Origin of the sequence: Lachnotalea sp. AF33-28, assembly GCF_003477885.1 — a bacterium.
GTDB lineage: Bacteria > Bacillota > Clostridia > Lachnospirales > Lachnospiraceae > AF33-28.
In genome coordinates this window covers 64,874-90,375 of the sequence record NZ_QUEE01000018.1, presented here as the reverse complement: position 1 = coordinate 90,375, position 25,502 = coordinate 64,874, and the positions used below count along the sequence as shown (strand labels likewise).

Annotated in this window: 19 protein-coding genes; 1 reads left to right on the top strand and 18 read right to left on the bottom strand. The window is 52.3% G+C overall.

Going from position 1 to position 25,502, the window contains the following annotated elements:
* Positions 1-23: 23 nt before the first annotated feature.
* From DWZ56_RS20050 to DWZ56_RS19980, 15 genes are all read right to left on the bottom strand, one after another.
* Positions 24-893 carry a carbohydrate ABC transporter permease gene (locus DWZ56_RS20050; protein ID WP_118558383.1) on the bottom strand — a complete coding sequence of 290 codons (870 nt, stop codon included), beginning with the start codon at positions 891-893 and terminating at the stop codon, positions 24-26.
* Positions 883-1,794: a carbohydrate ABC transporter permease gene (locus DWZ56_RS20045; RefSeq protein WP_118558382.1), complete on the bottom strand. Its 912-nt coding sequence runs from the start codon at positions 1,792-1,794 to the stop codon at positions 883-885. The genes DWZ56_RS20050 and DWZ56_RS20045 overlap by 11 nt, the downstream gene beginning before the upstream one ends.
* A 150-nt stretch (positions 1,795-1,944) precedes the next feature.
* On the bottom strand, positions 1,945-3,216 hold the full coding sequence (locus DWZ56_RS20040) for an ABC transporter substrate-binding protein (protein WP_118558381.1): 1,272 nt from the start codon (positions 3,214-3,216) through the stop codon (positions 1,945-1,947).
* A 128-nt stretch (positions 3,217-3,344) separates the two neighbouring features.
* Positions 3,345-4,880, bottom strand: coding sequence for a response regulator transcription factor (locus tag DWZ56_RS20035; protein WP_118558380.1), 1,536 nt, complete (start codon positions 4,878-4,880; stop codon positions 3,345-3,347).
* Positions 4,877-6,619, bottom strand: coding sequence for a sensor histidine kinase (locus DWZ56_RS20030; RefSeq protein WP_118558379.1), 1,743 nt, complete (start codon positions 6,617-6,619; stop codon positions 4,877-4,879). The genes DWZ56_RS20035 and DWZ56_RS20030 overlap by 4 nt, the downstream gene beginning before the upstream one ends.
* A gap of 42 nt (positions 6,620-6,661) precedes the next feature.
* A complete protein-coding gene (locus DWZ56_RS20025) occupies positions 6,662-7,498 on the bottom strand; it encodes a sugar phosphate isomerase/epimerase family protein (RefSeq protein WP_118558378.1) in 837 nt (278 codons plus the stop codon).
* Entirely contained in the window at positions 7,498-8,286 is a 789-nt protein-coding gene (locus DWZ56_RS20020) for a TIM barrel protein (protein WP_158584674.1), read from the bottom strand. The genes DWZ56_RS20025 and DWZ56_RS20020 overlap by 1 nt, the downstream gene beginning before the upstream one ends.
* A 139-nt stretch (positions 8,287-8,425) precedes the next feature.
* Positions 8,426-10,675 carry a beta-galactosidase gene (locus DWZ56_RS20015; RefSeq protein WP_118558376.1) on the bottom strand — a complete coding sequence of 750 codons (2,250 nt, stop codon included), beginning with the start codon at positions 10,673-10,675 and terminating at the stop codon, positions 8,426-8,428.
* 84 nt (positions 10,676-10,759) lie between these two features.
* Positions 10,760-11,938, bottom strand: coding sequence for a MalY/PatB family protein (locus tag DWZ56_RS20010; RefSeq protein WP_118558375.1), 1,179 nt, complete (start codon positions 11,936-11,938; stop codon positions 10,760-10,762).
* Positions 11,939-12,206: 268 nt separating this feature from the next.
* Positions 12,207-12,830 carry a helix-turn-helix transcriptional regulator gene (locus tag DWZ56_RS20005; RefSeq protein WP_118558374.1) on the bottom strand — a complete coding sequence of 208 codons (624 nt, stop codon included), beginning with the start codon at positions 12,828-12,830 and terminating at the stop codon, positions 12,207-12,209.
* Between the two features lie 54 nt (positions 12,831-12,884).
* The gene (locus DWZ56_RS20000) at positions 12,885-13,877 is read right to left on the bottom strand and encodes an ABC transporter ATP-binding protein (protein WP_118558373.1); all 993 of its coding nucleotides are present in this window, start codon (positions 13,875-13,877) and stop codon (positions 12,885-12,887) included.
* A 2-nt stretch (positions 13,878-13,879) separates the two neighbouring features.
* Positions 13,880-14,926: an ABC transporter ATP-binding protein gene (locus DWZ56_RS19995; protein WP_118558372.1), complete on the bottom strand. Its 1,047-nt coding sequence runs from the start codon at positions 14,924-14,926 to the stop codon at positions 13,880-13,882.
* 11 nt (positions 14,927-14,937) lie between these two features.
* Positions 14,938-15,867 (bottom strand): ABC transporter permease, encoded by a 930-nt coding sequence (locus tag DWZ56_RS19990; protein ID WP_118558371.1) that lies wholly within the window; start codon positions 15,865-15,867, stop codon positions 14,938-14,940.
* Between the two features lie 9 nt (positions 15,868-15,876).
* The gene (locus DWZ56_RS19985) at positions 15,877-16,797 is read right to left on the bottom strand and encodes an ABC transporter permease (RefSeq protein ID WP_118558370.1); all 921 of its coding nucleotides are present in this window, start codon (positions 16,795-16,797) and stop codon (positions 15,877-15,879) included.
* Between the two features lie 84 nt (positions 16,798-16,881).
* Positions 16,882-18,600, bottom strand: a complete 1,719-nt coding sequence (locus DWZ56_RS19980) for a peptide ABC transporter substrate-binding protein (RefSeq protein WP_118558369.1) — start codon at positions 18,598-18,600, stop codon at positions 16,882-16,884.
* A 575-nt stretch (positions 18,601-19,175) separates the two neighbouring features.
* On the opposite strand from DWZ56_RS19980, the gene DWZ56_RS19975 reads away from it, so the two are divergent.
* Entirely contained in the window at positions 19,176-20,096 is a 921-nt protein-coding gene (locus DWZ56_RS19975) for a hypothetical protein (RefSeq protein WP_118558368.1), read from the top strand.
* 103 nt (positions 20,097-20,199) lie between these two features.
* Here DWZ56_RS19975 and DWZ56_RS19970 read toward each other — a convergent pair whose 3' ends face one another.
* From DWZ56_RS19970 to DWZ56_RS19960, 3 genes are read right to left on the bottom strand one after another with little or no spacing between them, the layout of a single operon-like run.
* Complete coding sequence (locus tag DWZ56_RS19970; RefSeq protein ID WP_118558367.1) at positions 20,200-21,408, bottom strand: amidohydrolase family protein; 1,209 nt, start codon at positions 21,406-21,408, stop codon at positions 20,200-20,202.
* A 29-nt stretch (positions 21,409-21,437) separates the two neighbouring features.
* Positions 21,438-23,414, bottom strand: coding sequence for a S9 family peptidase (locus tag DWZ56_RS19965; RefSeq protein WP_158584673.1), 1,977 nt, complete (start codon positions 23,412-23,414; stop codon positions 21,438-21,440).
* Complete coding sequence (locus DWZ56_RS19960; RefSeq protein ID WP_118558365.1) at positions 23,411-25,477, bottom strand: S9 family peptidase; 2,067 nt, start codon at positions 25,475-25,477, stop codon at positions 23,411-23,413. Before DWZ56_RS19960 ends, DWZ56_RS19965 begins: the two co-directional genes overlap by 4 nt.
* Positions 25,478-25,502 lie beyond the last annotated feature (25 nt).

Here is a 25,502-nt window from a genome sequence, read left to right as displayed (position 1 = left end):
TCAGTCACACCGCACAATTCACCTCATCCTTTGACGCCCCCCGCCGTCAACCCTGCTATGAAATACTTCTGCATCAGCAGGAAGATCAGATACAGCGGCAGGATCACGATACAGATTGCCGCGCACAGCTGCGGCCAGTTGGTGGATATCTGGCCCTTGAAATTCAACAGCCCTACTGTCAGCGGCAGTCCCTTATCCGTCAGCAGCGTTGCGATCTGAGCCCACATCAGTTCCCCCCAGACGAAGTTGAAGTTCATGATCGACACGGTGCAGACAGCGCTCTTCATGAGCGGCAGAACGATCAGAAACAGGCTTTTCACCTCGCCGCTGCCGTCAATCCTCGCGGCTTCCAGAAGCTCCTTGGGCACGGTTTCAAAGAAATTTTTCAGGATAATCGCGGAGCCCGGTATGGACCACCCCACATAAGCGATGATGATCGGCACATACTGCATGCGGAGAAAACCGATTTTGGACATCTCCACATACAGAGGGATGATGATCGTCTCTGTGGGCAGGATCTGCAGGGCGAACAGAATCAGAAGGATCAGATTCGTATGAGGCACTCTAAGCCTGGTCAGCGCATAGGCCGCCATGGTGGAGATCACCTGTATGGCTAGGATGGAGCATACGGCTATAATCACGCTGTTAAGAAAGTACTCCCCGATCTTGCCTGTAAAAAATGCCTCGATATAATTGCCGTACAGAAAGTTCTTCGGCAGAGCCCAGATATCGGTGTAAAATTCCGGCAGTGTCTTTAATGATGTGATGACCGCAAAGATGACCGGATATATGTATATGACGGAAAAACAAAGCAGGAGCAGTCTTAGGATCAGTTTAATGGTTCTGTCTTCCGTCCATTTTTTCTTTTTCATGACTGCAGTTTTAGTACTCATATGCTTCACTCCTTAATGCCCTTCTCACAAGTGCGATGCAGACCAGTACCAGTGCGGAAAATACCAGGCCAATCGCAGATGCATAGCCGAATTTATTGTAGGTGAACGCCTGCTGGATCATGGCGATGGGCGCCGTCTTTGACATGGACCCCGGGCCGCCCTGGGTCATGGTCCAGACCATATCGTAGGTCTTGAAGGACCACATGACATTCATGGAAAGCACCATACAGATCGTGGGTTTGATCAGAGGCAGGATGATCAGGCGAATCTCCTTCCAGTAATTCGTCCCGTCCAGTCTGGCCGATTCAAACAGATCTTCCGGGATGGCCAGCACACCGGTGTAAATCAGCATCATAATCGTTCCGCTGTCCTTAAATCCGGACACAACTGCCAGGGTGCCCAACACCAGGCCCGGTTCAGCAAGCCAGGCGTGCTGCAGGGATGTCAGTCCCATAGCCCCGAAGATATTATTGAGGAGGCCTTCATCCGGCGCCAGCACAAATACGAACAGCAGGCCGGCTACGGTCATGGGCATCATGCTGGGATTGTAAAAGATGAAACGGAAAACCGAGCCTTCCTTTTTGCCCATCTTATAGATCATCAGTGCAAGCAGAATACCTAACACCATGGAAACGACGGTGGATCCTACGGCCACCACCATTGAATTTCTGATGGTCTTTAATGTCGCGGTATCGGAAAAGAGCTTCATATAATTGTCCAGGCCGGTAAACTCAAGGGCCCCGTTGCCGTTCCAATTGCTAAGGGATAAAACAATATTCCATATGATGGGAATCACTGTGGTAAATCCGATCAGCACTGCAGCCGGAAGCAGGAACAGGATGCCGATTCCCATCAGCTTGCGATCCAGTTTCCCATATTTTTTCCCCTTCTTTTTCTTCAAAATAACGCCTTCTTTCTTAAAATAACATTTTATCTGGCCGGCTGACGGCCTGACCCCATCAAATTTCGGTGTTTTAAGGGTTTATTAAGGACCGTTCCCGGCGGGGAATAACTTCCCCGCGGTCCGGTCCCGAACAGATCACTTTTTTAGTTACTGGGCGGATTCACGAAGTGCCTCCAGCTCAGTCAGCGCGTTTTCCTTATCATAAAAATAATTGGCCGCGATGTTATAGTTCACATAATCATTCATTTCCGCGGACAGGGACAGGATCTCTTTCGGATAAACCTTATTGGAATCCCGGGAAAATTCCTCGTCCGCGCTGCCTTCCACCTTGGCTGGCACCACATCGCCGTCCTCCACCTGGTACTCAAACGCCTCCGGGCTGGTCAGGTATTTCAGAATATTGACCGCTGCATCCACATTTTGGGTATTGGCCGGTATAAAATATCCGTCGCATCCGCCCAGCACATAATCGCACTCTCCGGTGGCCATGGAGGGCCAGCTGACCGTCCTCACATTCTCGTTTCCGGCTTCTGCCATCAGTTTTCTCGCGTTCTTTCCGCCGTTATTTACATTGCACATCATGGCGATCTTGCCCTGGGTAAAGGCCGCCTCTATCTGATCCTTCGTCTGTGAGAAAGCGCCGTCACCCGGATATGCGTACTCCTTGGTGAACAGCTCATTGATCTTATCCAGAGCAGATACGACGCGGTCATCCCTAAAGGATATCTTCCCATCTATAAACTCTTCCATCTCGTCCCTGGTCTCCCAGATCTGCAGCAATGCGTTTCTCTGGAACCAGCCGCAGCGCGTATCGCTGATGCCGAAAGGAAATGCATCGGTGTTGGCCTTGATCTTCTCACAGGCATCTACAAATTCATCCCAGGTCCAGTGTTCCTTCACTTCCACGCCCGCCGCTTCAAAGATATCCACATTGATGTCAATATCCGGATAGACCGTGGAATTGGGCAGACAGTACAGCTTGCCGTCGTAGGTGCCGATGTCCAGAGCTCCGTCCACAAATACGGATTTCCATTCGTCATCCATATAAGGGGTCAGATCCAGAGCCATATCGGAAGAGATAAAAGTTTCCATCTGATTCGGATACCATTTCACAACGTCAATGGACTCTCCGCCCGCAAATGCTGTTTTTACTGTTTTTTCTACCTGTGACTGTTCCCATGTCTTGGAGGTGATGTTATAATCCGGATACAGTTCTTTGAGTTTTTCAATAAAAATCGGATAGTATACGACATTGGGTTCCTCGATGATGGTGACCACATCCGTCTTGCCGGTCTTAGATTCCGTCTCCTGACCGGCCGTGCCTCCGGCTTCCCCGCCGCCGGACGCACATGCGGACATTCCGGCAATCGTGCATACTGTAAGCAGCAGTGCCGCCGCTTTTTTGATTTGTTTCTTCATTTCTAAGCCCTCCTTTTTAACTTTCCTTACTGTATATCTTTTCAACGTTTCCCCGTTGTCTGTGCCTTTATCATAGACCACATTCCACCGGGCGGGTATTAGAAAATACTACGGTAATTTGTAAAAAACTACGATGGTTGCCCGCCATCCCCGCTTCTTAAACCGGTAGGAGAACAGCCAGCAAGTTTTTTAAACACCTGCGAAAAGTAAGCATAATCGCGGTAACCAACCTTTTCGGATATCTCATAAATCATCAGATCGGAATGAAGAATCAGCTCCTGCGCCTTCTGTATCCGATATTGGTTTAAATACTCTCTGAAGGAAATGCCCATCTCCTGTTTGAATATGCTGCTGAAATAGTTCGGTGTCTTTCCGATATATCCGCTGACCTGTTCCACGCCGATATCTTCCCCATAGTGCTCCTCAATATAGCTCAAGGCCCGCTTCACGTTGGCCGAATACCTCCGGCTCTGTTCGCTTTCATAGTCATCCAGAAACTCTCTGCACTTCTTTTCCCAATACTCCATATACTCTGATAGAAATTTCATCCGCTCCATTTCGCCGTTCCATTCCAGAAGCTTCAGCTTCTCCCCCCTGCCCGCCGCGCCGTAGAGAGCCTCCAGCCCGTATAAAACCAGCTGCCGCACCGCGCGCGCATCTGTCACCCCGCACTCCCGCAGCTCCCTTTTTATCCTTTGGATGGCATCGGATATCTTATCCGGGTCCAGTGAAACAATGCTCTCCCTTATCATCATTTCCCGCTCTCTATATGGAAACTGCACCTGTTTTGCCGTGTCAATCCCGTAAATGCCCACATATCCTTCCCCGGCGTAAAACCGCCTCAAAAGAGCATGATCGGCCATGAGATACCCCCTATGTATCTCCTCCACCGCAAACATGCCCGAGATGCCGCCTGATACGGATACTCCCCTATCTAAAAAATGTCTGCGCACCGCGCGGAACAGGCTACTAAGCCGGTTCTGCTTTTCCAATATAAACAGGGTGGAATCCGCGGTTTTGGTCAGGACTGCCAGTCCCCCGCGAAAGCAGAAGACGTGCTCGTCCTTTTCCAGTCTGTCTTGCCAAAAGCTCTGTTCCACTGTGAGGCTTCCGCCATAATCCGGCAATACGGCCATGCAGAGCAGTGTTCTGGCTTCCCGTATGCCGAAATGCATCGACAGGATCTCCATCAGCACATTGCGGTCTGTAATCCTGCCGTCAAACAGCTCCTCCACCACCTTCTCCCGGTAAGTATCCACATATTTACGGTAATTTTCCCGTCCCACCTCTTCCTCCCGGATCTGATTGACGGTTTCCTGGATTGTCTGGATCAGTCTGCCCACCTTCAGCGGCTTCAGTTCGTATCCGGCAGCTCCGTATTGAATGGCCCTCTGGCAGTATTCAAAATCAGAGTACGCGCTTATCAGAATCACCTTTACGCTCCCCCGTTTCGTTTTGACCCGCCGAAGGAATTCCAGGCCGTCCATCTCAGGCATGCGGATATCTGCCAGGATGATCTGCGGGCTGAACTCCTCCAGTTCTTCCAGCGCCGATACTGCGTCTCCAAAGCTTTTCACCTCACTTATCCCAAGGCTCTTCCAGTCTATGCCAAACTGGATGCCTTCCCTTATCTGTACATCATCATCCAATATCATCAGTTTCATGTCTGTTCTCCTTCAAAAGGCAGCGTGACCGTTACGCGGCAGCCCACCCCCATCCTGGATTCGAACTTCAGCCCGTAGCCGTTCCCGTAACGCAGCTTGATCCTCTCATCAATGTTACAGAGCGCAAAAGTGTCCTGCAGATCCGAGTGCCCGTTCATCCTGCTCCTGATCTGATCCTCATCCGCTCCGACTCCGTCATCGCTCACCATAATTTCCAGCGCCGAAGGGCTGCGCCCTACCGTCACTTCAATCAGGCCGCCCTCCTTCTTGGGTTCCAGTCCGTGAAGAATCGCGTTTTCCACCAGGGGCTGTATGATCAGTTTGGGAATCAGGTGCGTATTCAGCTCTTCCGGAAGATAAATGTGTATGCGGATCCGCCTTCCGAATCTCGCCTGCATCAGCATCATATAGTGATTCAGAAACTCCACCTCGCTCTTGACCGTCACCATATCGCTGCCGCGGCTCAATACATGCCGGAAGATCTCCGAGAGCGCTTCCAGCTGGTCAGCCACCGCATAATCCTTATTGCGTATCGCCATCCAGTGGATGGAATCCAGCGTATTGTAAAAGAAATGAGGGTTGATCTGTGAAATCAGCACCTTCAGCTCGGCCTCCTGTTCTTTAATTTTAGCCGTAAATACCTCCTCAATCAGGTTTTTCAGTTTCTGCGACATGTCGTTGACTTCCCGGTTCAACCCTCCGATCTCGTCTGCCGGGCAGTCCTCCTGTAACTGTATAAAATTTCCCTCTTTGATCTGTCCGATCTGAACCAGCAGCTGCCGGATCGGCCTGATAATGTACCTGCGCTGGATCAGCGCAAAGGTAATGCCGAAGATTGCACACAGCATCATAGACGACAGAATCACCGCCATGCTGGAACGGCTGTCCGCCATAAATACCGACAGCGGCACCGCGTTTACCAGATACCAGTCGAAACTGCTGCTTTTAGCATAGAAGAAGACCACCTTGCGCCCGCCGTCCACAGCGGTCACATAACCGTTTCCCTGCTCATCATACATCTGTTCCAACAGCTCCTGCTGCGGCAGCATACTTCCCAGCATCTCTTTGTCCGTACTGGAAATCACCTCTCCGCTCCCGCTCATCATGCAGGTATACAGTGAACCCGGATTCACATAGCTTCCGTAGACCTTACTGATCTCATCCTCCTTCAGATTCACGGTCAGCCAGGCCACGATCCTGGAAAGCAGTTCATAATCGTTGATGCCGCAGAAATACGTTATGACTGTATCGTTATTCTGATACTCCTGCTTCGTCACCCGCTCCGCCTGATGAGGGCCGATCCAGACGCCCTCCTCTGCCCCGATCGTTTCATTCTCATAGGGAACTTCCCTGACCAGATACTCTCCCCGCTGTATAATCGTCCGCTCCTCATCCGTCATACAGATGGAATGGTAGCATTTCTCATTGCGCAGCAGGGAATTCAGCCAGTTTCCAACCGTTCCGTAATCATTTACATTTCCCTTTCCTTTTACGACAGCCTGTACGCTGCTGTCCGTCAGACAGTAATACTTCAGATCCGCCGCACTTGTGAAGATCTCCTCCACATCTCCGGCCAGCTGGTTTACCACGGTCTGGTTCAGCCGGTACTCCTTTCTGCGGTTATTTCCTCCCACATAGGAATTCAGTATGATGCCAATCACCGCCAGCGGGATGATGATGCAGATGATCAGCGCTGTTACCAGCTTTTTCTGCAGGGAATAATCCTTATATTTTTTCATTCGGTTCTCTCCTTGCCGGATTTTACATATCGCTGCGCCTGTTTACGGAATATACCGGCGGAGCATCCCAATATTTCTCCGGTCTGCCTGTGCAGGATCGTCTTCATACCTCTCTTCCGCTATTTCCTGGGTTAAGAGACCCCGATAGCCGTAGCGTTCCATACAGCTTAACATGTCTTGCAGAGGCAGTACACCGTCTCCCCATACGCCGTGAGTAAAGCTGTCTCCCCTGCCAGCCGCATCCACGAAATGCATATGCACCAGATCCTCTCCAAAGGCTTCCAGCCATTCCTCCAGGGTTTCTCCCTGGTAGGCCATAGCCCCTGTGTCCACCATGGCTTTCAGATTATGATGCGCTGATGCCCGGATCAGATTTTTTGTGCCGCGCAGGCTGTCCGCTATGCAGCTCTCCGTTGTCATAAGAGGCTCCATAGCCAGAACAATTCCCCGCTGCCATGCGAATTCAGCCAGCCGATGCAGCATTTGGGCGGACCGTTTCGCCGCTTCAGAAAGGGGTTCGCCTATAAGCTCCCACCCTGCATTGACGGTCACGATGCCCGCTCCCAGCTCCGCCGCCGCACGTATGCCGTTGCTAAAGTAAGCGAACGCATATTCCGACCACTCTTTTCCCGGCATGGCGTACTGATACTGCCTTGCAAAGCTGGGAGCAGTAGCCGCCTTCACCGACAGCCCGGCCGAAGCCGTCTGTCTTCGTATGGCAGTGCAGTCACTGTAACGCAGCCTGTCCAGATAGAAATGCGGAGCCCCCATCCACAGCTCCAGCGATGTCACTCCCAGACGCTTCTGGTTTTCTAAGAAAAAACGGTATGAGTACCGTTTGTAATGCTGATTCATCTGTGCGATCTGTTCTCTTCTCATTATAGGCCTCCCGCCGGGATACCGCACAGCCTGAAAGCTTCCCGATAACCGGCCTCATAGTTTTCCAGTCTGATCCATCCGCAAAAAGAACTTTGGAAAAGCGCGGATAAGCAATCCTTTGGCCATTCTCCGTCCGTGTGCGTGCCTTCCTGCATTTCCCGCAGCAGAAAACCGGGAACAGAAATGACTTTCAGATCTTCTCCAAAGGCTTTTAGCCAATCCGACAGCTTCTCACCGGCCTCAAGCGCTCCGGCCAGATTCATTTGTATCTGAATTTCCGGCACCGCCGATTTCAGGTCACAGAGTTCCTTAAGGGCAGAAAAAGCGCTGTACTTTCCGCCATTTTCGCACAAAATCTTCACCGGCCCCGCTTCCGCCGACAGCATCTTTACCGCTTTGACCGCCCGTTTCTTTCTCTCCGGCAAATCCCCATCCACGATCCTCATAAAGCTGTTCAATGACAGCATTTTTGCTCCAAGCTTTACCGCGGCCGCGGCCATGTGCCTGTAATATCCCATGGACGCAGCTCCGAACGGATCCTCCGGATCTGCGCACAGATCATACTGATATACTCCCGGCCGAAAGACCGCAGCTTCCAGTGCAAATGCCTCAAGCCCTTTTTTTATTTCCTCCAGACCCGATATCCCATAGGCATCCGCAAACAGGTGGGGTACCTGCCCATAAATCTCCACATCCTTCCATCCTGCCTCCGCCTGATCGCGCAGGCAGTCCACAAGATACATCCTCTGATACCGTTCACTGCTATGCAGCACTCCATACAGCAGCATACTCAATACACTCCTTTCCTGCAGCCTTATGTAACTAGTTACATAAATTCTAACATACGGGAAATGAATGTCAAGATAGAAAAAGCGCCGCATACCTTCCGTTTGGTATGCAGCGCTCCGATTGTTCCCACCGCTTCTGTTACCAGATCATTTCATACAGCGGCAATGCTTCAATGCTTTCCACCGCGAGCCCGCTGTTTTTCTCTGTTTCCAGATAAACGCCTTCCGGCCTTAATTCCGAAACAAGGATCTTCACTTCTGTTCCAAACCGCAAAAGCTCCTGCACACTCACCAGCCACGGATCTCCCCGGTAGAATTCATCCGCCGCCAGCGTATCGTTTATGTAGATCTGTATGCAGTCACCCACATAGCTGATCTTAAGGAACACATCCGCCAGCCCGGTAAGTGAAAGTTCCTTAAGTGAAAGCTCCCATTGCCGGATCTCTCTTTTGCCGCCCAGAGAGAGTTCTTCCATACAGAAGCTCTGTACGTCTATTCCCGGGCATTCTTTAAAGGACACCTCCGGACGCCTCTCATCCGCAGATTTGCCGGCCGGTACAAAAGCATTACCGTCCCACTTAAATCCTGTCAGGTCGGGGTTGCCCAGACAGTAAACGGCCTGTCCTTCATCCGTATTAAACATCTCCCCGCCGGCCACACAGACCGTACCGTCAAGATCGTAGAAATGTTCCGCCTGTTCCTGCGTCAGGGTGACCAGACGGATTTTTTTGCCATCCTTTTTCACGACCGTGATCACGCTGTCCGTACCGCATGCCGCAGGGGTCAGCTTGAGCCTGCCTCCCACGTTCTCTCTTCTGCAGCCTGCCGCCTCAACTCTGTCCATCCCGCCGGTTTCCAGATAATAACACCCCTCTATGCCGTCCACAGCAAAGAAAAACCAGGTATCCTCTTTATGGCAGATCAGCTGGACCGTAGCGCCTTGCAGCATGACCCCGTCCAGATCCAAACGGAAAGGAAGGAAAAAGCAGGCGCCGGACGGCACCTTCATCCCGTCTTCCGGAAACAGGAGCGTCTCCTCCTTAAGCGGAATCTCAAAACGCACATCTTCATGGGATGCCAGCACATCCAGCCTCTGGTAGTTATTCACAAACACATAGCCGCTTTGGCCGTCCATCCTCACACTGTATCGCAGAGAGGAGGTATCATAACGGTCTGTGATCGGATTCTCCGGAAAATACGCATCCATACCGGCCAGCACAGAGCCGAAGTCCGCTAAGAACAGATGCATCAGCTTCAGCTTTCCGTACTGTCCATGAGGCAGACCGTACCGGCCCAGGGGCGCCTGAAAGTCATAATCCCGTATGGGAAGGTCATTAGGATATCCCGTAGCCTTGGACTCCTGCAGCGTGGAGAGCTTTCCAATCGCATTTGTACCGCCGTGATACATATAATATCCGGGCAGATTGTTTCCGCTTCCCAGTTTCACCAATGCGATCGCATAAATCTCCTGCGGTGATATGCGGGGCCTGCGGTGATGGGTGACCTGGATACCCCCGCCGATCTCACAGGTGGCAAAGGGATAGAGATCATAATTCATATGGAAAGCGCCGTCATCCGTCAGAGGCTTCGGGATCAGATCCGTTCCGATGCTGGAATCGTTTCGGGCGGACAGGAAGAAAAAGTTGGAAGAAGGCACAAGCCTAACCAGGCTGGCATCCCAGGGCGCCTCCGAATATCCTCCGAATACAGGAACCACATCGTATTCCGGAATTTCGGCGCCATAGGCGCTGTTCCATCCGGTCACCGTATAGATCGGCGCCGTAAGGCGGCACTGCACGGCCATCTCCTTCAGCTTTAACAGGTGCGGCGCATTGTTCGTCAATTCGTTTTCCAGCTGGATTGCAAAAATACAGCCTTCTTTCTCAAACAGAAACTCCTGTACCTGTTCATATATTTTTGCATAATAGCGCTGTACATAGCTAAGATACTCCGGATCGTTGGTGCGCGGCTTGATATCCTTTTTCAGCAGCCAGTCGGGAAAACCTCCGTTGCGGACTTCCCCATGAGCCCAGGGGCCGATACGAAGGACCACCCACAGCCCCAGTTTCTGGCACAGCATGACAAAGCGCCGTAGATCCCGGCTGCCGGTAAAGTCAAAGCAGCCCTCCTCTTCCTCATGGTAAATCCAGATCACATAGCAGGATACGGCGGTGATTCCTCCCGCCTTCATCTTGCGAAGCTCCCTCTCCCAGTCCTCACAGCACACTCTCGAATAGTGGATTTCTCCCATCACGGGGATCCACGGTTTTGCGTTCAGGGTAAAATAGCGGCTGTTCACATCCACTTCATATGTGCGGTTCGCTCCGCCGAGCTTCATATGGCCCTTAATCAAAGGGGCATGCTCTTCCGTCTTAACTGTGTACCTCATTCTTCTCCTCCATACATCCGCGGCAGCCTGCCGCTTCTGATATGGGTCATTATAGCATACAGTGTTTTTATAATACAACCATAATTACTTATATTTTCCAATATCACAGGCCGCCTGAAGCGTTCCCAGAGCCCTTTCTATCGCGTGCCAGGGGCTTGCTACGCACATGCGCACAAAGCGTTCGGCGCCGTAGCTGCTGCCGGCATCCACATGGAAAAAGGCTTTATGGTACAGAAAATCGATCATGCTTTCCTCGTCCTCAAAATACGGACGCATGTCGATCCAGAGGATATAGCCCCCCTCCCCGCCGTAAACAGCAGCCTTTGGCAGATTCTCGTGAAAGAATTCCCTGATTCTATGGATGTTGTTCTCCACATAGGCGTTCATGGCATGGAGCCAGTCCCGGCCCTCTTCAGAGTAGGCGGCGAGGATGCTTTCATAGGCGAAGGGGTCGATGCTGCCGTAATGATCCGCATTTCTCTGTGTGATAAAGGCTTCACGCAGTGCGCTGTCCGGTATCAGCATGTTGGCGTGGTTCACTCCGGTAAAATGAAAGGCTTTGCCCAGGGATACCGATACGATTGCGTGAGAGGCAGCCCCGGGCACAGTCAGGTAGCACGGGGTGCTGTTTCCGTCATAGACGGTTTCCGCAAAAATCTCATCGGAAAAGACCGTTACATGATAGCGCTGCGCCAGCTCAGCCAGACGGGCAAGTTCCTCCTGACGCCAGATCTGGCCGATGGGGTTATGGGGATTGCAGAGGATGAACAGCCTGTTCTCCGGCCGGGCCATAGCTTTTTCAATGGAATCAAAATCCATGTGATAGCGCCCCTGTGACAGTATGAGACCGCATTTGCAGGTATTTCTGCCAAGCCTGTCGGCGGCCTGCTCATAGCGGTTATAGACAGGAGGGGTCACTATCACGCCCTCTCCCTCTTTGGTGGTCATGCGGATGGCTGTTGCAACGGAATGAATGGTTCCCAGCGTCGGGACCACCCATTCCTTTTCCGCCTTCACACCGCGCTCCGATTCCATCCAGTCTGTCACGGCCCTGCGGTATCTGTCATCGCAGAGGTTAAAACCGTACAGTCCGTTCTCCGCCATGCGGATCACAGCCTGTTCTATGGCCGGAGCCGTTTTGAAATCAGGCTCCGCTCCGTCAAAGCTTATGTTTCCCGCCGCGAGGACGGCAGGATCCGTAGCGGTCAGCTTCAGATTGGCCGGCCGCCTTTTTACTAAAGTTTCAAAATCATATTTACTCATACTAAAAACCACCGCGCGCTGCGACGCGCGCAAATCAAATGCACTTTAAACACGCTCTAGTGTACTGACACGTTTACGTTTAGACTAACAGTGCTGAATATTTCGTCACTCTGCAAGGCGGAGGAAGAAGGCGATGCGGTGGCATCGCTGACTGACGACAACGCGGCAGATGGCGAAATAGGCAGTGCTGTTAGTTTAAATGTAAGCGTGTCAGTGCACTAGCTCTACAGGGCCGGAAACGCTTATTTTTCCGGCCCTGTCACTGTATCTATACTTCGCTTATGTATTTATAGACCGTATAGCGCGACACGCCCAGGCATTCCGAGACATAGGGCACCGCTTTCTGAAAATGAAACACATTGCGCTCCTTCATCATGGAGATTGCCTGAAGGCGCTCTCTTTTCGTCATCTCTTCGATCGGAGTCCCCAGTCTGTTCACGCAGTCCGCCACGATATCTTCCAGCGTGGTGTTTTCCGAATCCGCGATTTCTCTGTACAGATCCTGATTCACCTGAATGAAATTATCGATCAGCGCATGCATCTTCTGCATCTGTGTGTAGTCGTAATTGATTCCCAGCGCATAGCTATAATTCCTGCCGCGGAAATGAATCGTTGTGGATTTCACCTTTTTTCCGTCCAGCGTCACTACCTGCATATTTACGAAATCCCTTTTCACTATGGTTTCGTTGAAATAGCCCGCACCGGGTTTATTCCCGTATATATCCTGTGTGGAACCGATCTCTCTGCCTGAAACCTTCCCATTATAGATTGCCAGTATCGGATGCCCCGGCACACTCATATCATGAACCAGCGTCTCACAGCAGTCGCCGAACATAACAGCGATGCTCTCCGCCAGACGTTTTAAAAAATCCAGAACTTCATCCTTTTCCATGTTTCCGGCCTTCCTTCACTTCCAAACTAAACTCTTCACAAGCATAATACTGTTTTACAGCATATGGCAGGCGGCCATATGTCCCTGCCCTCTGTCTTTTAACGGCGGCATCTCCTGCCGGCAGATCTCCTTTGCCATAGGACATCGGTCCGCAAACCGGCATCCGGGTTTCGGATTGATGGGGCTGGAAATCTCGCCGGTCAGCCCACTCTTCTCCCTGTTTTTCTCATAATCGGGATCCGCGGCGGGCACAGAGGCCAGCAGGCCTTTCGTATAAGGATGCAGCGGGTTTAAATAAACCTCTTCCGTAGGGCCGATCTCCACGATGGTGCCCAGGTACATGACGGCCGTGCGGTCGGATATATGGCGGACCATGGACAGGTCATGGGCGATGAAGAGATAGGTCAGCCCCATTTCGCGCTGCAGACGCATCAGCAGATTGATGATCTGCGCCTGAATGGATACATCCAGGGCGGAAATCGCCTCGTCACATACGATGAACTCCGGATTTACGGATAAGGCGCGCGCGATGCCGACACGCTGCCTCTGCCCGCCGGAAAACTCATGAGGGAAACGGTTTCTGTGCTCTCTGTTTAATCCCACCATCTCCAGCAGTTCACAGATGCGCTCCTCCTGTTCGGCTCTGCTCCTGCACAGGCCGTGCACCTTAAGCCCTTCTCCGATGATATCCGCGATCGTACAGCGGGGATCCAGGGAAGCATACGGATCCTGAAAGATCATCTGGATCTTTTTTGTATAGGTCTTGTCCGCCGAGATCGGAATGCGGGCAATATCCTTACCGTTATAAAGGATCTCCCCTTCGTCCGCGCGGTACAGGCGCAGGATGCAGCGTCCCACTGTGGTCTTTCCGCATCCGGATTCGCCCACCAGACCCAGGGTAGAGCCCTTTTCTATGGAAAAGCTGACATCGTCCACCGCCTTTAGATAGAGCTTTTCATACCAGTCCTTTCCCTTTTTGAAATCGATCACAGAACCGGATTTAAAATATTTTTTCAGGCCCTTTACTTCCAATAAATTCTCTGCCATCGTCACATTCCTCCCAGACTCTGCTGCTTTCCTTCCACGGCATGCCGCTTCGCCTCATACGCCGGCACCTTGGGAGCACGGGGATCGAGGAGATGGCAGCTCGCCTTATGGGTGCCGCTTAAAGAGGTTTCTTCCGGCTGTGCCTTCAGACAGGCGCCCATAGCATACGGGCATCTGGCCGCAAAGGCGCACCCGGCCGGAGGTGCGTATAAATCCGGAGGTGTGCCGGGAATCGCCGCCAGTTCCCTGCTGCCGTCCGTGCCGTTAATATCCGGCATGGAGTTTAACAGCCCCCAGGTATAGGGATGCTTCGGCTCATAGAACACTTCCCTGGCAGTGCCTGTTTCGACGATTTTACCGGCATACATAACGGCCACCTTATCCGCCATGCGCGCGACCACGCCCAGGTTGTGTGTGATCAGGACCATCGCCATGTTGAACTGTTTTTTCAGACTGTTCATCAGGTCCAGGATCTGGCTCTGAGTGGTCACATCCAACGCCGTGGTAGGCTCGTCTGCGAACAGTATCTTCGGATTGGTGGACATGCCCATGGCGATCATGATTCTCTGGCGCATACCTCCGCTGTAAGTATGCGGATAACGCAGCATATTCATCTCCGGTTTCGGTATGCCTACAAGGCGCATCATCTCCATCGTCTTTTCCGTGGCTTCTTTGGAGGATAAGCTGGTGTGTTTGAGTATGCTCTCATTGATCTGCCGCCCCACACGCATGGTCGGGTTTAAAGAGGTCATGGGGTCCTGAAAGATCATGGAGAATTCACCGCCCCTAAGCTGCTGCATCTCCTTTTCCGAACATCCCGTGATGTCCCTGCCGTTATACAGTATCTGTCCTTCTTCAATAAAAGCCGGGGGTGTCGGCGTCAGCTTCATCACGGTCTGGACGGTCACGCTTTTCCCGCAGCCCGACTCTCCCACAATCGCCAGCGTCTCCCCGCTGTCCACGGAGAAGCTTACCCCCCTTACCGCCTGTACCCGTCCGGCATAGGCATGAAAGGACACACGTAAATTTTTCACTTCCAATATGCTCATTTACAGTCCTCCTAATTGCGCAGCTTGGGATCCAAAGCATCCCTGACTTTGTCTCCGAATATGTTAAATGCTAACAGCGTGATGCTAAGGATCACCGCAGGAATGAACAGCTGATAGGCATACTGCTGGAAATTCTGCACGCCCATCTGCAGAAGCTGGCCCCAGGAAGTAAGCGGGGATTTAATGCCCAGACCCAGGATGCTCAATGTAGCCTCATAGAAGATGGCACCCGGCACGGACATGGTCATGCCCACCACCACGATTCCCAGGGTGTTCGGGATCAGATGCTTAAAGATCAGGCGCAGATGGGAAGCTCCTAAGATGCGCGATGCATTGACAAAGTCCTGATTTTTCATCTGCAGCACGAGGCCCCGGACATTTCTGGCGGACCCCATCCATCCGATCAGCGCAAAGGATGTGACGATGGAGACCGGTCCGTTGCCGAATTTGAGCATCAGCAGGATAACAAATACCATCTGCGGCACACACATCAGCACATCGATCACGCGCATGATCAGCATATCCAGCCATCCCCCGAAGTATCCCGCGATGCCTCCGATCACAATACCGATCAGAGAAGGGAAAATCGCGCCCAGAAATCCGATGGCGAGGGAGATTCTGCCGCCATACCACATGCGCACCCACAGATCGCGGCCCAGCGTATCCGTGCCGAACCAGTGCTCGGCGGAAGGGGCCTGGTTGATGCTCATCAGGTTATTGGTATCAAACTGGTACTTGCTCACCATAGGGATCACGACGGACATCACCACCATAAACATCACGATGACAAAGCTGAATATGGCAGCCTTGCTGGAAAACAGCCGGCGCATCACGTCTTTCCAAAAAGTGGTGGCAGGGCGCACGATTTCTTCGCCGCCCTTGTCTTCGGCAGCGAGGAAGGAGAAATCTTCATTTGTCAATACGGTCTTATTATCTTCCATGATGCCCTCCTAATCTGTAATTCTGATGCGTGGATCGATGATTCCGTACAGGATATCCACGATGAAATTGGCCGCAACCAGGAATATGCCGAAAAATATGGTGAGCCCCAAAACCATCGTGTAATCCAGGGCCTGCACCGACTCGGTGAAGTGCTTGCCGATGCCCGGTATGGAAAAGAGCTGTTCCACAATGAATGACCCCATCAGTGTGGAGGCCACGGCAGGGCCCAGCCCGGTCACGATGGGAATCATCGCGTTTCTAAGCTGATGCCTCCACACCGTTTCCTTTTCACTCAGCCCTTTGGCCTTGGCCGTCTTCATATAATCCTGATTATCCACCTCCAGCATGCTGGCTCTCATGGTGCGCGTCAGCGACGCGATGGTGGGGATGGCCATCGTGACGGTGGGCAGAATTGTATAGGAAAAGCCCTTCCACTGCGCGATGGGCAGCAGACCGGCCTTCACGCCGAAGCCCCACTGAAGCAGGGAACCCACTACAAAGTTGGGGACGGATACTCCCAAAACCGCGATGAGCACACAGAGATAATCCGCCTTTTTCCCTCTCCTTCTGGCGGCGATTGTTCCCAGCAGCAGCCCGATGGGATAGCCGATCGCCAGAGACCTAAGCCCCAGGTCTGCGGATACCGGAAAGGTATTCGCGATGATGCCCGCTACGCTGCGGTTGGTGTATTTAAAGGAATATCCCATGTCTCCGTGGAGAAGATTTCCCATATAGGTCAGGTACTGGGAAAACAGCGGCTTATCCAATCCGTAATAAGTCATCATCTTTTCCTGTATCTCCGGTTTTAAAAGCTGCTGTGTCTGGAACGGATTTCCGGGCAGCGTGCGGAGCAGAAAAAAGGAAAAAGTGGCCAGTGCCCAGATTGTAATTACGGAAATGAACAGACGCTTTGCTATATAACGCTTCATTTATTACCTCCCGCATCGTTAGCCTAAGTAAAAGGAAGCCGGGAACTGACTGCATTCCCGGCTTCCCGCAGTGATGTGCTATATTTAGTTGGCGTAATCCGCATAAATGTACTGCATATCGGAACTGTAAGAAATTCCTGTGAACTGCGGATTCACTGCCAGCAGGTTTGTAAAGAAGAACAGAGGGATATGGGGACCGTTGTCCAGAATGTACTGCTCCGCTTCCGCAAAATAACCGAGGCGCTCTGCCCGGTCCAGAGTGGTTTCAGACTGGTCGATGAGCCCCGTATAGGTATCGTCCATCCAGCCGGATACATTGATGCTGCCATAGGTCGTCCAGTAGGACATGTATTCGTAAGGATCGTTCAGATCGGCACCACACTGCTGCCAGTAGATATCGTACTGCCCCTGCAGCATGTTCTGGATCGTGGTCGGTACCGGATACTGCACAATCTCAAAGCAGTCCAGGCCCAGCACGGTCTTCCATGCATCGGTGATCGCTTCCGCATACAGCTTGAGCTGGCCGATTTCCATGCACAGGTAGGTGATGGTCGGCAGTTCCTCTTTGGTCATGCCCAGCTCTTCGAGAGCCTTATCCAGATATTCGTTGGCTTTCTCCGGATCGGCGGCGGCAGGAGCTCCGGCGATGTCCGGATATTCCTCACAGTAGGTCGTGCCTTCCTTGGAGCCGGGAGTCGCCGGATCGATCAGGCGCGTCGCTACCTCATATGTACCATTAGCCAGCGCCGTATTTAAAGCGGTGCGGTCGATGGCATAGGAAAGTGCTTTGATAAAGTTCACATTGGAGAGAACCTTGCCGGTCTCTTCCGTCATACCGTTCATATTGACCATCAACGTGGTGGTCGTGCCTGCCGATGCGATCTTTAACGTATTCTCATCGTAATTGTCTTTCAGGGACGCGGGAACGCTGACGTTCACATCGATTTCCCCGTTATCAAACATGCTCGCGCGTGTGTTGGAATCCGATATAATCAGTCTGGTGATCTTATCCATGCTGATCTTATCTGCATCATAGTAGTTCTCGTTTTTCACCATGACCAGTTCGGTATCCACAGCCCAGGATTCGATCTTATAAGGACCGCAGGCGATGTAATTGTCGGCGCTGGTACCGTAGTTGGCTCCGCATTTCTCCACAAACTCCTGGCGCAGCGGATACAGGCAGCTGGCAGATGCGACGCTGGAGATAAATGTGGGGGACATTCTGCTTAATGTAACCACCAGAGTTTTCTCGTCCTCGGCTTTTACGCCCAGCTGGCTTAAATCCGTGACTGTGCCGTCGGAAATCTCCTGCGCATTCACGATGGAAAGGAAATTGTCATATTCCGTGGCTCCCGTGTTGGGGTCTAACAGCCTCTGGAAGGAATATACAAACTGCTCCGCAGTGATGGGCTCTCCGTCCTCCCATTTCGCATCCCTTAAATGGAATGTATAGGTCAGTCCGTCCTCGGATACGTCATAGGTCTCCGCAATACCCGGTACAATCTCACCTTCCAGATTGCGCAGAAGTCCTTCCGCGGTATGAAACAGTATCTCACCGCTGTTGTTGTCGTTGATCACACTGGTGTCCAGAGAAATCGCGTCGGTAGATACCCCGATCCTAAGTTCTTTGGTGCCGGATGCGTTCTGCGCACCCTCTGCCGTGCTCTCTTTGTCCGCAGACTCAGAGCCTGCCGCCGCAGTGGTTTTTTCCTGTGTTGTCTCGTCGCCGCTTGTATAGGTGTTACATCCTGCAAGAGACAGGATCATGGTGCAGACAAGCAGCAATGCCAATGCCTTTTTCATTGATTCTCCTCCTTTTCTTGTCACCAACCGAAGGTTGATGACCTACGCACGCTTCAGCGTGCTTCCGCTTTTTCTTGTCACCGACCGAAGGTTGATGACCTACGCACATCTGAGTGCGCATTCTTTTTTCAAATCAGCTCTTTAATGTTTTATCCGTTTAAAGTGGTATAAAATGATTATATCTGAAACTGTCAATTTGTCAATGTTTTTTGGCAACATTTTGTCAACTTTTCTGTTACGCGGACGTCAGAGTTTTTTCTGTATTCTCACTTGTCTTTTGAAGAAAAATATGGTATGGTAGTGACATTCAGTAAGTTTATGAATACACATTTCTAATCAGGAGTATTCTCCTAAAACTGCGCGGCAGTTCGGCCGCATGATTCCCATTCACAATGTAACAAGTACAGGGGAATTTATGTCCATTTCTCCCTGTACAGCGATGATCCGGACGGTTCGCTGAAAACGAAATATTCGGCAGAACGGTGGAAAGGAGGTGTAAACAAAAGGCTGTATATTTTCGCAATGCGCTCTTGTTTCACTAACAAATTTAATGTACAATAAAAGGAGAAAAACAGATGGTGAAAGTAAACAAAAAATATAAAGACCGGTTATTCCGCATGGTATTCCAGGACAAAGAATCACTGCTTACGCTTTATAATGCTGTTTCCGGAAGCAGCATCACACAGCCGGATGAAGTTGAAATCGTCACATTAGAAGATGTGATCTATATGGGCACCAAGAACGACGCTGCATTTCTGATTGATGATATATTAAACCTGTATGAACATCAGAGTACGAAAAATCCGAATATGCCCTTGCGCGGAGTGCTCTATATGGCTGATGAATACCGCAGATATATAGAAAAGAGCAGACTGAACATATATGGGAGCAGCCTGATCACGCTGCCGCTGCCGCAGTACTATATCTTCTATAATGGGCTGACTGACGAGCCGGACCGAACCGAACTCAAGATATCCGATGCCTATTCAAAGAAGTATACACAGCTTACGCCCTGTCTGGAATTTAAGGCAACGCTGCTTAATATTAATCTTGGGCACAATCAGGAGCTGATGGAGCATTGCCAAAAACTAAGGGAATATGCGCAGTTTGTAGCGGAGGTACGAAAGCGTCTTGACCGCGGGGCCCTTCTGGAGGAGGCGGCTGATGAAGCAGTAAGTCATTGCATTCGTGAAGGAGTCCTGTCGGAATTTCTGATCGCACACAGAGCGGAGGTGAACGAAGTGATTCTAACAGAGTATGATGAGCAGTTTCACATAGCCAGCGAAAAAGAGCTAAGCCGGAAGGAGGGCGTGGAGCTGGGAAGGCGTGAGGGAAAGGAAGAAGGCAGGCGTGAGGGAATCAAAGTACTGATTGAGACGCTCGCTGAAATGGGAAGTCCAAAGTCTGAGATAGCTTCTAAGCTGCAGGAGCGTTTCGGCCTTTCCAGCGAGGAGGCAGAAACATATATAAATGACATTTTTCCTGATTCGGACTGAAATTCTGTTTTACCCATATAGCTGTGTAAAGAGAGGGCCGGCGCACATACTGCGCGCCGGTCCTCTCTTCCTTTTCCAATCGAACTTTCATTTAATACAGATATCAGCCTTTCACAATCTTCCCGCCGATCATGACTGTGGAGATATTGTCCGCATCGGCCAGCACCAGGATATCCTCCAGCGGATTTCCGTTTACGATCACCAGGTCCGCCAGTTTTCCGGCTTCCAGGGTGCCGATCTCCTGATCCTTCCGCATCAGGTATGCGCCGTTGACTGTGCCGGCCTTGATGGCCTCCATGGGCGTATAGCCGCAGCGGGTCAGGGAGTAGAACTCCTTGCCGATGTGCTTAAAGGGCGTATTGCCGGTATTGGAATAGTCGGTGCCCAGCGCCACACGGATACCTGCCTCGTGAGCCATGCGAAAAGAATTCATCGCACTTTCCTTGACGGATACGGCCTTTTTCATCATGAAGTCCGGCAGATTCTTCATATCCGCCAGGCCCAGCGCCACGCTCAAGGTAGTGACCAGAGGGATATCCTTCTCCTTCATGATCGCGATGCATTCCTCATCCAGCATCACGCCGTGTTCGATGCAGGTCACGCCGCATTTGAGCGCCTGCAGCGTACCGGCCGTGCCGGTGCAGTGCGCGGTCACATAGGTCCCGTGGCGGGCGGCCTCCCCCACAATCACTCTTAGCTCCTCATCCGAGAACTGAACATCGTTGATATTGTCCACGGCGGAGGACACCCCGCCGGTAGCGCAGATCTTTATGAACTCAGCGCCGTCCCTGAACTGCTGCCGCACGCCTCTTAGGCAGTCCTCCGGCCCATCCATCAGATATCCTGTAAGGCTCTTTTCGTTCGCCTCTTTCACCGACAGATCCGTATCGAAATCGCAGTGGCCGGCGGATACGCTTAACACCCTTCCGCCCGGCGTGATCCTGGGTCCGAGAATATTTCCTTTTTCCACAGCATTTTTTAACGGTTTTCCAAACAGACTCATATCCCTGACGCCGGTCACACCGGCATCCACCAGCTCCCCTAGATCCTTCACCACCGTTAAGAGCGCGTCAAATGCCGATGTGCCGGAAGAATTCCTGCTCTCCTCGCCGGTCAGATGGGCATGGGCATCGATGAAGCCGGGCATAATCGTGCCGTTTCCCGCGTCCCTCACCTGCATATCATCCGTCACCATCTCATCGTTTCTTTCACCCGCATAGAGAATGCGCTCTCCGTCCACAATCACCATGCCGTTTTCTACCGCTTCATCCTTCACAGAATCGATGACTCTGCCATATAATACATATTTCATTCGTCCGTCTCCTCTTACTTTGCGTTATTCTACAGATACTTAAGAAACCACTCGATCATCTCATGATAGTGCGAAATTCTAAGATGCATAGGCCCCTCCATGGTGAGTCCATGGTTGGAATCAGGGAACAGCACCAGCCGCACCGGCAGATCCGGATGCGTATCCTTTACAGCCACATAGAGCTGATGTGCCTGTTCCACAGGACATCTCATATCATGAATGCTGTGCAGAATCAGAAACGGAATGTCTATCCGGTCCGCATAGGCAACCGGTGAATTTTTAATCTGATCCTTCATGAAATCCACAAAATCCCGATAGTCCTTTGAGCTTCCGGCCATGTCGCTGGAAGCATACTGGATCAGCTCGCTCGCGATGCTGCGCTGCGTGACGGCAGCCTTAAACCGCTTTGTATGGCCGGCGATCCAGTTCGTCATATATCCGCCGTAACTGCCGCCGGTCACCCCCAGCCGTTTTGAGTCAATCCAGTCAAATCTGCGCACCGCTTCCTCCGTAAACTGGAGCAGATCATACATGGCTGTGCCGTCATATGCTTTCTTTATGGACGCGTGCGCCTCCCCATACCCGCTGCTGCCCCTGGGATTGCAGAAGATCACTCCGATCCCGGCCGCCGCCATCAGCTGGAACTCATAGTTCATGGCAAAGCCATAAAACGGTGTGGGGCCGCCGTGAATGTAGAGCACCGCCGGATATTTCCTGTCCGGTTCACGGTTCTGCGGCTCCATCACAAAGCCCTGCACGCGGGATTCCCCGTCCAGCGTATCGATCCACATTTCCTGCGGCATACAAAGCGCCCGTTCCCGCATCCACGCGTCCTGATCGGTCAGGCGCTTCCTGCCACCGTTCTCATCCACGATCCAGAGCTGTGCCGTCTCCGTGAAATCTCCGGCAGCTGCCAGCATACAGCCGTCCTGTATCTTCCCGATGTAGCGGTAGGTGCAGTCCTCATCCGTCACCGGCTCGATATGAGGCGTTTCAGACAGAGCGGCTCTGTATATCCCGGCGCGGCCGTGCCAACCGGAAATGAAGTATAAGTACCGGCCGTCTTCACTCATCGCCGCAGTATCCCCAAATCCGCCGCAGTTTTCCCCGTTGTAGAGAAAGCAGGTCGCTTCATGGCAGGGAGCATCCGCCGGCCACAGATCACGCTTCTCACCGCTTTTAAGATCCAGCCGGTACAACCGCACGGCGGGCATACCCCCGCTTAAGGACGGGGAAAGGGCGCCGATCACGGCAAACGTTCCGTCGCTGTTTACCACCGGCCGGAAGGCCTTGGGATAGTAGGCGATCCAGCAGTCCTCCGTGAGCTTCGTGAGCTTTCCGTCCTTTACGCCGATGCGGTACAGATCCATGCCGATGCTCTCTTCCCGGGGTCTCTCCCGGTTGCTCGTGATTAACAGTGACTTAGAATCCGGCATCCAGACGGGCATCACATGATCCCGTTCGCCGTCGGTCAGGCGCCTGGCACGGCCCGCCGTGGATGAAACCACCCACAGATGCACCGCGTCTTTTCCCCTGTCAGCAAATCCGTACGCATCCTCTGATTTGTAACCGTAATCCTCGATTACGATGGGATCATATTCCGTGCGCCCCTTCGCTTTCTCTTCGCCGCTGCCGGCCAAAAAGGCAAATTTCCGGCCGTCCGGTGACCAGGCGAATTCTCTGACGCCGCCTTCTATATCCGTTATCCGCCTGCAGGTATCCGCGCTTACATCGCGGACATAAATCTGATGCGTCCCTTTTACATCCGATAAAAATGCCAGCCGTTTCCCGTCCGGGGAAAAGCGCGGCATGGTCTCATGCCTGCCTCCGGCACTCACACATTCGGTCTTACCCGTATGCACGTCCATCAGCTCAATCCGCGAAAGGTATTCCCTCTCTTTAAGCACACTCACTGTCCAGGCGGCCAGACCGGCGCACCGGCAGTAATCCGGCATGCCGATATAATTCATTTTATAGTAATCTTCCAGCGCAGAAAGCCACTTCATGCCTTCTCCCCCTTCCAGTCCTCTTTCTCCACCAGGAAACGGACGAACCATTCCGTCAGTTCCCGCAGGTGGGCAATCTGAAAATGCACCTTGCCGTGTCTGGTTATGCCGTGATTTTCACCCGGGAATACCACAAAGCGCACCGGCACCTCCGGGTTGCGGTCCTTCATGGCGATAAACATCTGCTCCCCCTGTTCCAATGAGCAGCGGTAATCCTTCTCCCCATGCAGGATAAGCAGAGGAGTCTTCATGCGGTCAATCTTTCCGATCGGGCTTTTTTCGGCTCTGGACAGCAGATTTTCCAGCTCTGACTGCATCCCGTTCTCCGACCAGATAAAGCCCATATCCCCGGTACCGTAGGAGGTGGCCAGATTGGCCAGCGTCCGCTGGGTTACCGCTGCCTTAAACCGGTCCGTGGTTCCGATGATGCGGTTTGTCATATGCCCACCGTAGCTGCCGCCCGTCACTCCGGTCCACTCTGCATCTATGAATCCAAGCTCTGCAGCGCCGTCCATAAATGCGAAAAGATCATCCATGGATTCCTGTCCCCAGCAGTAGCTGCCGGAAGCAAACTCCATCCCATAGCCGAAACTGCCTCTCGGATCACAGTAGACCACCGCCATCCCCCTGGCGGCAATCATCTGAAACTCAAACCAGAAATCATGGGCATAAAAGCCGGAAGGTCCCCCATGCACATCCAACACCGCCGGATACTTCATGCCTTCTTCATATGCGGAGGGTTTCATCACAAAGCCGTGAATCCTCGCTTTTTTATCATAAGAGTCCACCCACAGCTCCTCGGGCAGGGACAGCTCAAACTCCTCTAGCCAGCTGTTGGAAACGGTCAGCCTCCGCTGCGCCTCCCGGTCGGCCCTGACGCCAGCCTCCTCATATGGGACCGCATAAAGCTCGGCCGGAGTCAGCAGATCCCCCCGGGTATATACGATCTTCCCTCCCATGGGCACACAGAAGGAATGTACGGACATCTCATCCTCCAGCACGGGCTCCACAACCGCCTCCCCGGCAAGAGAAAGCCGGTAAAGGTTCTCGCACCCCATCCAGCCGGACCTGAAATAGATGTACTGCCCATCAGCGTTTATCTGGTAGGCTGCGCTCTCCCTCCCGTATGCAGTGCGTCCCAAAGGCAGGCTGTCTACGCCGTGACAGATCTCCTCCTCAGGAAACAGGCAGATTTCTCGGCCGTCTTTTCTGCCGCGCCGAAACAGCTGGAGAGAAAACCCGCCGTTTTTCCCCTTTTCATAAGCGGCAAAGATCACGCTCTGCCCGTCGGCGGCAAAGATCACCGGATTCGTATCGTCGGCTTCACGCTCTCCCTTTATCATAGAAACCTCACCGCTTTTCAGATCCCGTACAAATATCTCCGCCGTCAGTTCCTTCACATGCGCATACGGCCGTCCGTAATATGCGAGAAATCTCCCGTCGCGCGAAAATGCAGGTTTATAGCAGTCCATACGGCCATCCGTCAGGATCTGCTGTCCGCTTCCCCCGGCACAGACGATGCCGATCTGTCTGACACTGCCATCGCGCACGCCATATGTATCATCCAGCTTGTACAGGAGATTTTCAATCACAACAGGGCTGTGATCCCTTTCATCCGTCCATTGTCCCTTTTCCCGTTCCGTCATCTCCCGCAGCCAGTTTAATCTCTCCCCAGAAAAACAGGGAGCGGTAAACGCCAGTTTCCGGCTGTCGGCGGACCATGTAAATTCCTCCACGCCATGGCGCGCACTCGTCACCTTTTTATGCTTACGGCTCTCCCTGTCATAGACCCAGATCTGATTTTCCGTCTTCCCTTTTCTAAGATAGGCCAGTTTCTGACCGTCCGGGGAGAATGCAGGCGCATCCGCTTCCTGCGCGCTGTCTTCAAAGAGGGGACTGATCTCCCCCGATTCCGTATCGATAAGAAAGATACGGGGCACAAAGCGTCCCGTCCGATCCGCTTTCTGCACCACATATGCTGCCTGTCTGCCATCCGGCGATGCGGATGGCGCCGACAGATACTCCATCTTCCGTAAATCCTCATACTCCAGCAGTTTCTTCAATGTATTTACCTCGCTGATTTTTGTT